We start from the raw sequence: 14154 nt of genomic DNA, 5'->3' as shown, positions 1-14154 counted from the left end.
TCACTTTAAACCAATTCAATTAAAATATCTTTATAAATTTAGTTCTATATATTAAAATTTACAATTTGTACGATTGACATGTAAAACATTGGGTGCTACGTTTTAACTGGAAAGATATTCGAAGGGTTTATTATTTAGGAATAAGGTTTTCCTCTTCTTCTAGACGATGAAATTCTACAACTAGATAATGATATGAACCGTACGTAGAGAGGGAGAAAAGAAACATGTTAAAAAAAGTAACGCCTATTATGGCTGCTGTTTTAGGAGCTAGCTTTTTACTAACAGCGTGTAGTAGTGAAAAGAAAGAAAATACAGCAAAGGCCACTGACAAGAATAAAACAAAGCAATCTATTCATTTACCGTATATAGCGGAAATCCCAACAATGGATGTTACAAAGGCAACTGACGGTGAATCTATGAACGTAATGAAAAACGTGTTTGAGGGTTTGTATACGTTGGGGGAAGGGAATAAGCTAATTCCAGCAGTAGCAGAATCTTATGATGTGAGTGAAGATAAAAAAACATACACATTCCATCTGAGGGATTCAAAATGGTCAAACGGAACACCTGTAACAGCTGAAGACTTCGTATTTTCTTGGAAAAGAGCTGTGAACCCTAATACAGCGGCAGAATATGCGTTTTTATTCTTTGATATAAAGAATGCAAAGAAAATTAATAGTAAAGAGTTATCTGTAGATCACCTAGGAGTAAAAGCAGTAGATGATAAAACATTAGAAATACAATTAGAGCAGCCCGTCCCTTACTTTATAGATTTGACAACGTTTGCAACGTTTCTACCGATTAACGAGAAGTATTTTGAATCAAAAGGGAAGCAGTATGGTTTAGAAGCAGATCAATTAGTTTATAACGGAGCATTTACGTTAGAGAATTGGAAGCATGAGCAAGGTTTTCAGCTAAAAAAGAATCCAGACTATTGGGATGCTAAAACAGTGAAATTAGACGAAATCAACTTTGATATCGTGAAAGATAAATCAACAGAAATAAATCTATATGAATCAGGTCAAATTGACCGTGTAGGACTAACAGGTGAGTTTGTAGATAAATATAGAAAGAATCCTGACTTCAAGGAACGTTCTGAAGTTACAGTGCAGTTTTTACGTATGAATCAAAAAAATGAAGTGTTAAAAAATAAAAATGCTCGTTTGGCAATCAGTCAGGCAATGAATAAGAAAGCCTTTGTAGATACAGTTTTAAACAATGGTTCTCTTCCTGCGAATGGTTTTATACCAGCTGATTTTGCTAAAGAATCGGACGGAAAAGACTTCAGAAAAGAAAATGGAACATTAGTAAAAGATGATGTAGTAGCAGCGAAGGAAAACTGGAAGAAAGCAAAGCAAGAACTTGGGAAAGAGCAGATAACACTAGAATTACTTACAAGTGATAATGTGTTTGCCAAGAAAAATGCAGAGTATTTAAAAGGTGAGTTAGAAAAGAATTTAGAGGGGTTAACGGTCAATGTTAAGCCGCAGCCACGCAAACAACAAATTCAATTACTTCTAAACAGTGATTATGATTTAGGTGTTGATGTATGGGGTCCCGATATTCCTGATCCAATTACATTTTTAGATTTATTCACAACAGATAGTACCTATAACTTTGATAAGTATTCAAATAAACAATATGACGAATTAATTCATCAAGTGAAAACGAATTTAGCTGGTGATGAAAAAGCTCGTTGGGAAGCAATGAAAGAGGCTGAAAAAATCTTATTAGAAGATGGAGCGGTTGCACCGTTCTATCAGCAGGGAAGATCATATTTACAGCGTTCTTCAGTCAAAGGCATAGTAACAAATGATTTTGGTGGAGAATTCAATTATAAGTGGGCTGAATTAAAGAAATAACAAAAAGGATACAAAGATACATGTATCTTTGTATCCTAAAAATTGAAAGTGTAATAAATACAAAATGGATTCCAATAAGTCTTTTAACATAATCAACTGCAATATGTACTAAACAAATAGTCAAATTATGCACCCATTTAGATTAAATTAGCTGTAGTGTATGTAATTTAACAAATCACTATTGTAACAAAAAAAGAGTCTATCTTTACCCCTCTAAGAGCTTCGTCTCTATTTTTTATGAGTAAAAGGTGTACTTAAATTATGAAGCATGTATGTCTTCATTTATTGTGCAAAGAACATGGTCAATTCTCGTGACAAGAGTTTGTTCAGATTTGAGAGAAGCAGTTCATAAAGCTTTATTTGTTTTTTTTTATGATTTTGTTATACTTACAGTAGTCACATTGACGTATTAATGTATGACTGGAGTAATATTGAAGAAAAAGTTTGTTCATAATAAAAAAGAAGAGATGTCCCAACACCTCTTCTGGTAACTGATATCGTAAATCGATCGGTTGCTAATATTATTTTTTTCGTTTTGAACCGCTCTTACGCTTGCCGGCCTTAGGAGTGGTTCTTTTATTTGATTTACTTTTGATTTTATCCGCTAGTTTATCTGCGTATGCTGTTAGGACTATTGTTAAAGCGCCCTTAATAGGATCTTGAAGTAAATCGGTTAAGTAATTATATATTTCCGTTATGTCCATCTTTACACCCCCTCCCTCTTTAAATAGTAGAGAAAGGATAGCAGTCCGACCGGACTAACGATATCCGCTGATTTCAGCATAACATAAAAAAGAGTAAATTTAATGATCCTTATTAACAAAAAACATTTCTATATTAACAGAATTATACTTCATTATATTTTTACAAAATGTAAATTTATAATAAACCCTTGTTATTCCAGTCTTAGTTATATTTTTTGCATTATACTAGATATCGTTTTCCCTAGGCATGGTTCATTTTCAAAAACATTTCTAAATTATTATTTTTTATTAACTTAAAATTTCACATAGCTAAGTGAGGAGTTTTATTTAAATATGTATACAGGGGAATTATACGGTTCTAAAAGGGATAAGGTTATTATAACATTCTTTGGTACACTTCTAATAAAGATACAAAGATACATGTATCTTTGTATCCTAAAATGATAAAATGCAAGTTTATCGCACATTTTTAATTAAATATTATTTCAAACCAATACTAATATTTCTCTTTTTTAATGATTGCAGTGTTTTTAGGATACATATAACATATAGATATATTGAAAATAAAGAGATATAGGCAGGGTGAAAAGATGGGAAATAACGGTAGAGATGCACGGTATTCATTAGTAGAATGGACAGGTGGTCAAGAAGGCGCTGAAAGGCTTGCAGCACAGATATTAATGTCTGAGCAATTTAATGATGTAGATCCAATGCATCCTTTAGGAGGGCCGGATGGAAAAAAGGATTTAAAATGTAGCAAAGATGGAACGGTTTATGTTGTCGGTTGTTATTTTCCTAGAGGACAGCAAAAATTCCCTGCAATTAAGAGTAAGTTTATAGGTGATTTGGAAGGAGTAAAATCTAATAATGCTAATGGTTTTATCTTTGTTACAAACCAGGAAATAACTGTTTCAGAAAGAAAGGAATTAGAGAAAGTAGCTGAACATCCTATTAAATTATTTCATTTAGAGAGAGTTATTAATATACTCATGAGACCAGAGCATATAGGAACTAGACATAAATATCTTGGTCTTGATATATCAACAGAAGAAATTTTTTCATTTCTTGGTAGATACGAGAATACCATGGCAGATATGAGTAAATTTTTAGAGCGTATGTCTACAGCGTATAAACAAGGGGAACAGCAAGTACAAACGGAACAACAAGTAAAAGGGGAACAGCAAGTACAAACGGAACAACAAGTACAAGAGGAGCAGCAAGTACAAGAGGAACAGCAAGTACAAGAGGAACAGCAAGTACAAACGGAGCAGCAAGTACAAACGATACAAAGGCTAGTTCCATTACTAAATGTGAGTGGTAATAAAATTAAACCAAGAACGTATAAGGTTCCTACTATTATAAGGCGTGGTGAAGTATACTTTGCAGATTTAGGAAGCCCTGTGGACTCTGAAATAGGTGGTATTAGACCAGTAGTAATTGTATCAAATTATATTAACAATAAGCATGCTCCATTTGTTACAATTGTACCTATTATAGTTAATTTCGATCTTGTTAGACTCCCAACTCAGGTTAACTTAGGAACAAGTATACACCCTCGCCGACGTAGTATTGCAATGGCAGAACAAATTCGGACGATAGGGAAACAAAGGATTTTTAAGAAGATTACAACCTTAGACGAAGAAGTGATGAGGAAATTAAATGATGCCATCAGCATTCAAATGGAGCTAACGACTTTTTAATTAGAAAAAGTGCGTTTTAATCAAACTTTATTCCAAACCAACAAAAAGATACAAAGATACATGTATCTTTGTATCCTAAAATAAAAAGGTTTAATAGGTAAAAAATGGAGTACGTTTGGACTCCATTTTAGTTACAAGTACTGTAGAAATATAGTATAATTTTAGTTGGGTATATTGCGTTGAAGAATCTACGTATTCTTTAATTGTGATTATAAATGGAGTGTAGAGGTAGGATTCTGCACTCTATTTTTTTATGTTCTCCTATAAGTCTTCTAACATAATCAGATGCAATTTGTATTAAGCAAACGGTTAAATCCTGATTTAAGGAATTGTAAAGTCGCAGTTGCCTTCTTATATTTTCTTGTTGTTTTGGAGAGAAATCTTCAATCATACTTATGACAGTCTCATATTCAAAAATGAAGTATTTATCACTTACTTCAATAACAAATACATCATTGTTTATGGGATGATTTTTGAAAAATAATTTAAAGAAAGAAATTTGTTTTTTATTCTCCTTTAGAGCATTCATAATTCAATTCTCCTTTTAAATTAAATTGGTTGCAGCGTATGTAATTAAGCAGATCACTGAAACAATGCCAATGAAAGCTATAAATAGTGCAAGAAGTCCAAGAACAAACCGATATAAGAGATAAATACCAAGTGCAATTCCTATTATGAATCCGATTATGAAGGCTAATGTTCCAATTGTATGTAAGGATATTACGTTAAAAAACACTAAACCTATGACAACTAAGGCAATAATAAGGGTTCTCATGGTACATCTCCTTTAGTAAATTGATTTTTAGGATACAAAGATACATGTATCTTTGTATCCTAAAATAAAAAGATACGGCATAATGCGTATCTCTATATATCCTCTTTAGAACTAAGAGTTTGAAGTAGCTTCTGTTCTCTTTCAGTCAATTCGTTTTTTATAAAATTCTCAAGTAGTTCATCTATTACTTCATATTTTTTTAAGCTTCTTAAAGTACAGATTTTTTGAATCAGACTAAATGTATCAGGAGAAACTTTTATATTTTTACGATTATGAGAACCAACTTGTTTTTTTTGTTGAATTGTTGCATCCGCTATTGTCTGAGAAGCGGGTGAATTATCTTCTACTTTTTTTCTTGTGACATCAGCATTTTCATTAATCTTAGGAGTTTTGGGTTGCTCTCTCTTTAGTAATTTCACCTATATCAATTCCTTTCCCTAATTTAGTAAGTTTGTTATCTACAAAATATTTAGGGGTATATTTATAGTCTGCAATATCTTCTGTAGTTTCAAATAGATGGATTCTTTCTTCAAGCTCGCAGAAAACGTCACAGAAAAGAGCTAGCATTCTCTTATCATGATGATCCTCAAATTGGAACCCAATACGTGGATACCATTCTAGGCGAGCATGATTATTTATTATTGTACTGAAGACATTTTCCTCACCAAAAGTTTCAATAGTATTTTTAACAATCTCGTTATGTAAAGAACGTTTCTTCTGCAATAATACAGGCAAAATTCCAACTACGTTCATTTTAACAAGATCTCCAAAGTCATCAACTAAAGTTTGGAGATAATCAAAGATCAATCTTTGACTTCCCTCATAGGAAAATTGTTGAGTTTCTTGTACAACTATAACAAAGTCACATGCTACCATAGCATTATCCACTTTAAGATCCGTTGAAGGTGGAATATCAATAAATATGTAGTCATAGTCGTATTTAATTTTATCTAGTAACTTTGCAAAATAAAAAGTTCGATCTTCAGTAGTTTTAAAATTTTCAATTAAAAAATCTGTGTATTTTCTCATATCGTAACCGCATGGGATCATATCAAGGTTTTCATGAAGTTTTATAATGCCATCTGATAGATTACCATCTTCTAAACATTTCATTAATGTTTTTTGCATTTCTTCTATTTTGAAAGATTTTGCTAAGAATGTAGTTCCATTCCCTTGAAGGTCTGTATCAATAAATAAAACTTTCTTATTAAATACTAGAGAAGCTACAATAGATTCCATACAAGAATCAGTTGTCTTTCCTACGCCCCCTTTTTGTTGGGCGTTGATTATTACGTGTCCTTTTTTCATAGAGATTCACTCCTTTTTAAATGTAACACAATTGTAATAAAAGATACATGTATCTTTGTATCCTGAAACAATCATAACATAGAAGCGGAAGTATGAAAAGGATAAATGTATCCTTTTTTATCTTTTACTTATTTATTATTAAAAACTAACCTGTATTTATTTAATAAATGTTGTTAAATCAACGTTTTGTAGGTTATTCAAGAATACAAGATTATAAGATTACAAGGATACAAAGATACAAGGATACAAAGATACAAGGATAAAAGGATACAAAGATACAAAGATACATGTATCTTTTCTCCTTTTAGGGGTATATGCTTAATATGTATCTTTTTTTGATATTTACAAATAAAAAAACTTGTTGTAACGTTATAGACAACAAGTTTCTCAACACAATACGATTTAGTTTGATATTATACATAAGAAATTCGTAAGAATTTGTAGAATAAATAAGACACATAAAACATAAAAACAAATAAAAAAAGAACGGCTGTCTAATTGAGATTTGGAAGATCCCAAACAGACAGAGGAAGTAGATTTGCTGGACACACTTCTACTTCTTGGTGAATACAATTTGCTGGACACATCTTGTATTCCATTTACGTCACTGCTACATCAGTGAGTAAACTTCCCAAACCGTTCTAGTTAACTATGCTATTGAGATATGAAATATCTCCTATTAGTATAGTTAATTAGTGTAGATTTGTAAAGATAGAAACCCTTATTTAAGTGCATTTATAAGCGTATTTAATTATGGTTTTTTCTACCTTTTTATACAATTCGGGAAGTCTATTTATTTAGGTGAGCAGTGATACAACTGCTCACCTTTTTTTGTTGTCTTAAATCTAGTAGAAAGGAGGTCCAACATGAATACAGTACAGAAAGCTATTAATCTTATACTTCATAAAGGTTTACGAAAATACAAATCTAAAAACTCAAAGGCTGCTTTGGTATCTATTACAAAACAAGAGAAATTTGAAGACAAAATGCTGAATGGCAAGAAGAATAAAAAAGGATCTATTTTTATTACTCGTAAGAAGGAAGATTTAAGCGCACCTTTTGGTACAAGAGGGGTAGTGTTAACATCTGAGGAAGCTACACTGGATCATGTTGGACAAGCTTCTCACTGGACTCCTAATGTATATAATTTTGGTACATATGGCGAGAATGGTCTTCGCACTATCGTTGGACATACAGAAGAGAACTTACAACAAATTAATTGCTTTGTAATCGACATTGATTCAAAGACATTCTCAATGACAGCGATTAACGATGTTGCGTTAAATGCTGGTTTTGGTGTGCCGACTATGATTCTTCAAACTACAAAGGGTTACCAAGTATATTATGTGTTAGATAAAGCTGTATATGTAACAAATAAAAAGAACTATATCGCTATTAAATCGGCAAAAAGAATTTCTCAAAACTTGAGAGAAATGTTTGCTGAGAGTTTGCCAAACGTGGATTTATCATGTAATCACTTTGGCTTCTTCAGAATGCCTTCGGAAGAGAATATCATTATGTTTTTCGAGGAAAATGTATATTCTTTCAAGGAACTGCAAGAGTGGAGTAAGAGACAAGATGATAACAAAGGCAAAGAATTTTTTGTAATACCAGGTGAAAATAACGTAATTGAAACTCCATTCTCTAAAAACAAACCAGTAGAGCAACCAAAACAGGTTGAAGAAGCGTGGTTTAAACAAATTATTAATTGTACGAATATAGCGCCACAACAGACAAAAGCAGGGCGAAACAATGCAATTTTCACTTTGTCATTAGCTTGTTTTCAAAGTGAAGTGTCAATTAAAGAGACATTAGACATGATGGATCAGTTTAATAGTAACCTGGATCAACCTTTAGATCATGCTGAGGTTAGAGGGATTGTCATGTCTGCATATTCAGGAAAGTACCAGGCTGCACATAAAGATTACATTGATCGTCTACTTCAAACCTATGCGACACCTGGACAAGTTAATTCGTTTAGGTCACCAGCTGCATTCTGGAGAAAACACAAAAAACAACGTGAGGATAGAGTACGTTCTCATTGGCATGAGTGGGAAGCAGATATTATCGCTTTCCTGTCAATGAATTCTAAAAACAAACCTGTGCTATACTTTACACAAAAAGAACTATGTGAAGCGATTAATATTCCTAGAAGTACCCTAAACACTGTCCTAAAAAAGAGTAATAAAATATATAAGACGGTTGAAGGGAAAGGAAAAACAGCGAAAACAGGTTTTTCAACGATTGGAATGTTAATTTCATTTGCCTTACGTGAAAAAGGGCAAAAAAGAGAGAGTTATTTAAGCTATTTAAACGAACTGTTTCCCCAAATGGGTAATATCTTACTACAAGCAAAGAGCGATAGCGCTATGGCAGAAGAAACGGTGTCATACAGCCTAATCGAAGGGCTACCAGCTGGTTAATTTTTAATTGTCCACTCTGCCAATACATAATTATATCTACGATACATGGTTTGGTTTGATAGCTATAGCGTTACAGCATTACCTAGTTTTTTGTTTCTCTTATTCTTGGAGTTTTAGTCTTACAGTACTAGGGTTATATACTCAATATGGTATGTGAAATTTTAGGTGGTTATTAGAAAATTAGAATATTGGTGGTGTTTCATTTGGGTAAAAATTATCCTATTGATCGTGATAGTAGGGGGCGTTACAGACACTCTTATGTATTTATGAGGGGGGCTACTGTAGATATAAAGCTACTTAATTATGATGAATTGTTAAAAGGGAAAATTTCAACAATAGAAGAGTATTATTGTGTTCTTGATGTGGAGGGTAACGGTGATCCGTATCAAGTAACAGTTAATTTTTCTGAAGTTAAATATATAAGGCATGAAGAGTTTCTAACTGTTGAAGAAAGATCTCCTAAGTTTAGTGAGGGCAATAAGAAAACGTCATTTGTATTTGATATCGGTGAAAAGATAGGTTGTGTATTTAAAGATGGTAAGGGGATAAAAGGAACTATATTGTCTGAGGATGCTTATTATCTTTATGTTAAAAGTGAGAAAGATAATTATTATACAATCATGAAGGGTGCTTTATCTTATATTACACATGTGAAGCATGAGCCACTACTTATGACAAATGATTTTTACACGGAGGAAATGAAACTAGCTGATTATAAAAAGCCTACGGAGTATGTATTTTCTGTGGGGGATACAATTACGGTTTATTTTCCTAGTGGTAAGAATGTATCAGGTGTTGTGTTGGATGAAAGTAAGTATTGGGTGCTGTTGCAGACTGAGAAGCGCCAAATAACGATTTTCAAGGGTAGTTATACATATTTTAAACATGGGCCTTATGAGACAAAAGCCTATTTGTATGTGGGGAATAGGAAGTTAAGAAAGCAGTTAAGAAACGAAGGATAACTAAAAATTACAGTGCAAAAGAGGGCTTTGGTTTTATTACTGAAGTTCTCTATTTTTAAATATGCATTATTTCATATTTGCTTAGTTCGGTTTACCGACAAATTTCGACAAGTCTTCTAGTACTATTATGCTAAGATACCATATGCTAACATTCAGTTTAAAAGATGTTGGTGGGGGAATCCTTACATTAAGGGGCAATTAGTATGAATTTAAAGCAGAGTCAGAATGTAGAATCTGAAAAAACAATAGATAGATTTTTAAGTAGCCTTATAGATACAATTGATTTCCAAAGAAGGAATCAGAGAGATCTTGCGAAAGAAATGGGAGTTGCTGGTGGTACACTTTCAAAGAACCTAGCAGGTAAAACACAATTTGGTTTTTGGAGTTTACTTAAGTTACTCAACATTTTATATGACGATATAAATAAAAGGCAGGAAATGCTATATAAATTTTGTTCTGTTACCACAAGTAAGATAAATTTACGAATTGCTATGGAATACGCAAATGCTAAAGGTGATCTTGGGCTATTAAAATTAGTCGTTGATAGTGAGAAAGAGTCATCGTTAGCAATGAATAGAGAATGGGCTTATGCATATGAGCTAGTTTGGATGCGTAGTAGTGGTATTCTTCAAGGAAAAGCATTATTGGACGAACTTGAAGAACGAAAAAAGCGTAAAATTATTAAGACGGAAGAAATTAAGGTCTTATATGGGATATTAACTTTCTACACGATGTACGATTTAGAGAAATTCAATTCCCTTTTTGATTATGCGGAAGTAATGCAACCTAATATCGAATTGATTACGGATGATTTTATTCGAGCAGCTTATAGCGGAAGAATTAAAGAGGGATTATCCTATGCTTATTTAATGCAAGATAAAGTTGATAAGGCCAGGGAATTATGTCACGAAATATTGCATTTAAAAGATGATAAAGATTGTTTCTCACTTTTAAGAGCTTCAGCATTAGTATACCTTGCTGAATCATATACATTTGAAAGTTATGAAAGAGCAACTTGGTATATAAATAAGTCATTAGAAATGCTTGATTTATGTCAATCAGAGAGAGCAAACAAAAGAAAAGAATCAATTTTCACTACCCATGCATTTATTAAGTTAGTCAATCAACAGGAGCTAGACAATATTAAAATTTATCATCCTGCTGAGGAAGCTTTTCTTGAGATTGTTAAGGGTAATAGTCAAAAAGCAGTTGAAATTCTTGTTGAACTAGAAAGAAATAAAGGATTTTTAACTCCAATGCAATACTGTTATTTAGGAATAGCAAAGAATGATATTACTTTAATTGAAAACTCAATTATGCAATTCGAGTGCGAAGGTAATAGATTTTATAGCAAGTTACCGAAAAAGATGTTGGTTAAATTCTCTAGAAATGGTACAATGTGTGAGGGTGGTGTAATATGAAGAAAATTCTATTTGCAATAACAACTATTGCTTTAGTAGCAGGAATTGTTTTTACGGCTACTGGTAGTAAAGAACAATCAAAAGATATAGTCAAAAAAGATTCTGAACAATTATATGCTAGAATGGGAGATCCCGGTGGCGGAATGGGTTAACCCTTAAATATTACGAATGCGATTGTCTCAATAGAGGCAATCGCATTCGCTGTTTTACGGGAGATTTCCCAAATATCAAATTTGATATAAGAGAAACGTATGTGAAAAATTCACAAACTAGCATTCTGAATGAAAAACTATATTTTTATTGTTATTTATTACGATTTATGTTTACAAAACTAAAAATAAGTACTAAAATTAGAACAAACGTTCTACGTATTTCCACAATTTGTAATTGTAAAAAGTCCAAAAAAAAAATCCCAGTCATCTAATTCGTTGATAACACTGGGTTTTCCAAAGACTTTTGATATGTAGTTTGGTTAGATATAGCAGTTTTTGAGAAATTATGGATTGACGATACTAAACAATCGTTGTAATCTTAATTTTGACAGATGTTTATTAGCATCTAAATTGTGAACTACTAACAATTACATAGTTACACGGGCTGAAAATATAAAGAGTTGGAGCTCTTTATATTTTCGACCTTCTTAAAACACTCGAACTGTTTTAGAAAGGCTGCCCACTTGATGAAGCATAACCAGATGCGACATCAATAATATTATACTGTTTCGTGTATTTATACAAGGTATGCAAGGGTATACTTACATGGGATTTTTAACAATATTATTGGTTTTTTTGAGGTTATTCTTCTTAAAAGTGGTTCTTCGGATTGAAGAAAAAGGCGTAGACTAAAACATTAGTTTACGCCTTTTTTGTATTCTGTAAGAAACACATTGGCTATATGAAAATTTTATAATGCTCACCTTGATTTGTATTTAAGTTTTATGTGACTTGGTTGAGTTGAAAAACTTGTTGTTAGATCAGACGGCTGATCCTGAGAAAATTGGCTGTTAAAAGTAAAAATTAAAGATTGGAGAGATGCTCCACCCTTTTATTTTTTATTAGTAGTCTTTTAATTATGTCCTAGCTTTTCCAATTCTTCATGTTCAGCTTGAGCTTTGAAATGTAAATAATCAACATAATTCAATATTTCTTGTTCAACCATTGTTTTTTTACTATCAGGAACATCACGATACTTTTCATAAATTTTTGTGGCAAGCTTAGAAACGACTTCTTTCTTTTGGGATTCACTGTTAGAGACTTGATGACTAAGCAAATAGTCGATGCTTACCGTAAAGTAGTTTCCTATTTTTTTTAACATATCTAAATTAGGTTCTTTTTTTCCTAATTCCCAGGAAGAAATAGCACTTCCTGTTACATTCAATTCTTCTCCTAAAGCATTTAGACTTATTCCTTTTAAATTTCTTAAGTTTCTAAGGTTTGTACCAAAAATATTTCCTTCCAATCCGATCAACCTTTCGAATTTTTTTAGATTAGATAAAATCAATTCTCTTCGCTTGAACAAAACGACGAATTGATTTAAACTAAACGTTGACATTGGATTATTAATCCAATAGAATATAGGTAGGAGGTGAGCATTTGACTACAGAAAATCAAAGTAATTTAACATTGATACGACAAATTAGAGAATCAAGAGGTCTAACTATTGCTGAATTATCTAGAATAACAAAGGTTCCTGAAAATACTCTATATAGCATTGAGCAAGGAAGATGTGGTGTAAGTGCAGATAGAGCAAAAGCAATAAGCATTTGCCTAAAAGTACCTCTTGAACAACTCTTTGAATCAAGTTCGTTCCATGCTAAAAAAAATTGAAAATCGTAAAATGCTGTTCATACTTAAAATATATACTTTTTTATTGTAAAGCATAAGTGATATGAAAACGAAACTAAATCATATTTTTACCCTAGAAAGATAAAAAGTAACCTTTATTAAAAACAATCACAAAAGCATATTATCTTTATATAAAGTTCAAAGAATATATAGTTTTTATTTATTAAGCTAATCGAAATGAAAAAGTGGGGGTGATTTGTTTGGCAATGCTTGTTGAACCAACTAAGGAACAAGAGAAGAAAATTATTAAACTTGTTCTAAAAGAATTTAATAAGTATCATCGCTACGTTTGGGCCTTAGAAGAGAAACAGCAACCAAAAATTACAGCTTCGTACACTTTAAATGAATCAACTACAGTAAACACCACGTTTCATTCTTCTACAGAAAGTACAGCTCTTAGAAATGTTGAGGCATGTGAGTTTACTACTTCTCTATTACGTAAGATTAGTCGTTTGGAGTTAAACCAAAGGCAATTGATTATTCATTACTATATTAAGAAAGATAAAAGTGTAGTGCAGCTTTGTAATCAATTTCATATTTCAGAATCCCAATTTCATAGGGCAAGAAATCGGGCATTAATGACTTTAGCATACGCGCTTGGAGTAGCGAAGGAAGAATTAATTGATCCTGACTAAAAATTAAGGTTTCACATAGTCAATTACTACATAAAATGTTATATTTTAATATGGTTAAATAATAATTAAGGAATATCAAGCATTGTCCTAATGCTATATATAGGGAGGAAACTATTGCTAAAGTAGGATAACTCAAAAGTTGAGTATTTAGTAATAGTGACACATATGTTCAAAAAAACTACTGCTAAAAAGACTGCTGCTGGTATTATGACAATTGGAATTGCTTTATCCACTACAATGATTTTCAGCCCAACAAAGGCGTTAGCATGGTATACACCAGATGAACCAGGATATGATGAAATTGTGATTACGCCTAATAGCACATTTGATAATCCTGCACGTCCCAAAGGCGATTTAAATTATTATGTTGAAGGCTATATTTCTTCAAAGGGGGATGTAATTTTAATTGGACCGTATACTGGAGAAGTATTTGATGGACAAGAAATTCTAGTTATGGAGCCGTTCAAAGGGAACTATAAATTGAAGATTAAAGTGGTTAAATCTGAAAAACCAGAGCCGA

General features: G+C 32.2%; 15 protein-coding genes. 9 read left to right on the top strand and 6 right to left on the bottom strand.

Annotation, left to right across the window (positions count from 1 at the left end; genetic code table 11):
- The first annotated feature begins 224 nt into the window (after positions 1-224).
- Positions 225-1862 carry a peptide ABC transporter substrate-binding protein gene (locus MHI26_RS30960; protein WP_061667731.1) on the top strand — a complete coding sequence of 546 codons (1638 nt, stop codon included), beginning with the start codon at positions 225-227 and terminating at the stop codon, positions 1860-1862.
- A 521-nt stretch (positions 1863-2383) separates the two neighbouring features.
- Here MHI26_RS30960 and MHI26_RS30955 read toward each other — a convergent pair.
- On the bottom strand, positions 2384-2566 hold the full coding sequence (locus MHI26_RS30955) for a hypothetical protein (RefSeq protein ID WP_061667730.1): 183 nt from the start codon (positions 2564-2566) through the stop codon (positions 2384-2386).
- A 590-nt stretch (positions 2567-3156) separates the two neighbouring features.
- Here MHI26_RS30955 and MHI26_RS30950 point away from each other — a divergent pair.
- Positions 3157-4266, top strand: a complete 1110-nt coding sequence (locus MHI26_RS30950) for a type II toxin-antitoxin system PemK/MazF family toxin (RefSeq protein ID WP_061667729.1) — start codon at positions 3157-3159, stop codon at positions 4264-4266.
- Between the two features lie 199 nt (positions 4267-4465).
- Here MHI26_RS30950 and MHI26_RS30945 read toward each other — a convergent pair whose 3' ends face one another.
- The 4 genes from MHI26_RS30945 to prgP all read right to left on the bottom strand — a co-directional run bounded on the left by MHI26_RS30945 (position 4466) and on the right by prgP (position 6349).
- The gene (locus MHI26_RS30945; RefSeq protein ID WP_061667728.1) at positions 4466-4795 is read right to left on the bottom strand and encodes a hypothetical protein; all 330 of its coding nucleotides are present in this window, start codon (positions 4793-4795) and stop codon (positions 4466-4468) included.
- Between the two features lie 15 nt (positions 4796-4810).
- A complete protein-coding gene (locus MHI26_RS30940) occupies positions 4811-5041 on the bottom strand; it encodes a hypothetical protein (RefSeq protein ID WP_061667727.1) in 231 nt (76 codons plus the stop codon).
- Between the two features lie 92 nt (positions 5042-5133).
- Positions 5134-5460 carry a hypothetical protein gene (locus MHI26_RS30935; RefSeq protein ID WP_061667726.1) on the bottom strand — a complete coding sequence of 109 codons (327 nt, stop codon included), beginning with the start codon at positions 5458-5460 and terminating at the stop codon, positions 5134-5136.
- Positions 5423-6349: a ParA superfamily DNA segregation protein PrgP gene (prgP, locus tag MHI26_RS30930; protein WP_061667725.1), complete on the bottom strand. Its 927-nt coding sequence runs from the start codon at positions 6347-6349 to the stop codon at positions 5423-5425. The genes MHI26_RS30935 and prgP overlap by 38 nt, the downstream gene beginning before the upstream one ends.
- A gap of 866 nt (positions 6350-7215) precedes the next feature.
- Here prgP and MHI26_RS30925 point away from each other — a divergent pair.
- From MHI26_RS30925 to MHI26_RS30910, 4 genes are all read left to right on the top strand, one after another.
- Positions 7216-8772 carry a primase C-terminal domain-containing protein gene (locus tag MHI26_RS30925; protein WP_061667724.1) on the top strand — a complete coding sequence of 519 codons (1557 nt, stop codon included), beginning with the start codon at positions 7216-7218 and terminating at the stop codon, positions 8770-8772.
- 203 nt (positions 8773-8975) lie between these two features.
- The gene (locus MHI26_RS30920; protein WP_061667723.1) at positions 8976-9734 is read left to right on the top strand and encodes a hypothetical protein; all 759 of its coding nucleotides are present in this window, start codon (positions 8976-8978) and stop codon (positions 9732-9734) included.
- A 203-nt stretch (positions 9735-9937) separates the two neighbouring features.
- Complete coding sequence (locus MHI26_RS30915) at positions 9938-11155, top strand: AimR family lysis-lysogeny pheromone receptor (protein ID WP_061667722.1); 1218 nt, start codon at positions 9938-9940, stop codon at positions 11153-11155.
- Positions 11152-11307, top strand: a complete 156-nt coding sequence (locus MHI26_RS30910) for a hypothetical protein (RefSeq protein WP_340809322.1) — start codon at positions 11152-11154, stop codon at positions 11305-11307. The genes MHI26_RS30915 and MHI26_RS30910 overlap by 4 nt, the downstream gene beginning before the upstream one ends.
- Positions 11308-12220: 913 nt before the next feature.
- On the opposite strand, the gene MHI26_RS30905 is transcribed toward MHI26_RS30910, so the two are convergent.
- Positions 12221-12613 carry a helix-turn-helix domain-containing protein gene (locus tag MHI26_RS30905; RefSeq protein ID WP_061667721.1) on the bottom strand — a complete coding sequence of 131 codons (393 nt, stop codon included), beginning with the start codon at positions 12611-12613 and terminating at the stop codon, positions 12221-12223.
- A gap of 134 nt (positions 12614-12747) precedes the next feature.
- Between MHI26_RS30905 and MHI26_RS30900 the strand changes: the two genes are divergently transcribed.
- From MHI26_RS30900 to MHI26_RS30890, 3 genes are all read left to right on the top strand, one after another.
- Positions 12748-12981, top strand: a complete 234-nt coding sequence (locus MHI26_RS30900) for a helix-turn-helix domain-containing protein (protein WP_061667720.1) — start codon at positions 12748-12750, stop codon at positions 12979-12981.
- Between the two features lie 224 nt (positions 12982-13205).
- A complete protein-coding gene (locus MHI26_RS30895; protein ID WP_061667736.1) occupies positions 13206-13634 on the top strand; it encodes an ArpU family phage packaging/lysis transcriptional regulator in 429 nt (142 codons plus the stop codon).
- 165 nt (positions 13635-13799) lie between these two features.
- Positions 13800-14154: hypothetical protein (locus MHI26_RS30890; protein WP_340994855.1), on the top strand; the 355-nt coding region annotated here is incomplete at its 3' end.

The organism is Bacillus sp. FSL K6-1218 (assembly GCF_038006445.1).
GTDB classification, from domain to species: Bacteria; Bacillota; Bacilli; order Bacillales; family Bacillaceae_G; genus Bacillus_A; species Bacillus_A thuringiensis_S.
Note: the sequence above shows the minus strand (reverse complement) of the source record. Positions and strands in the feature narration are given on the sequence as shown.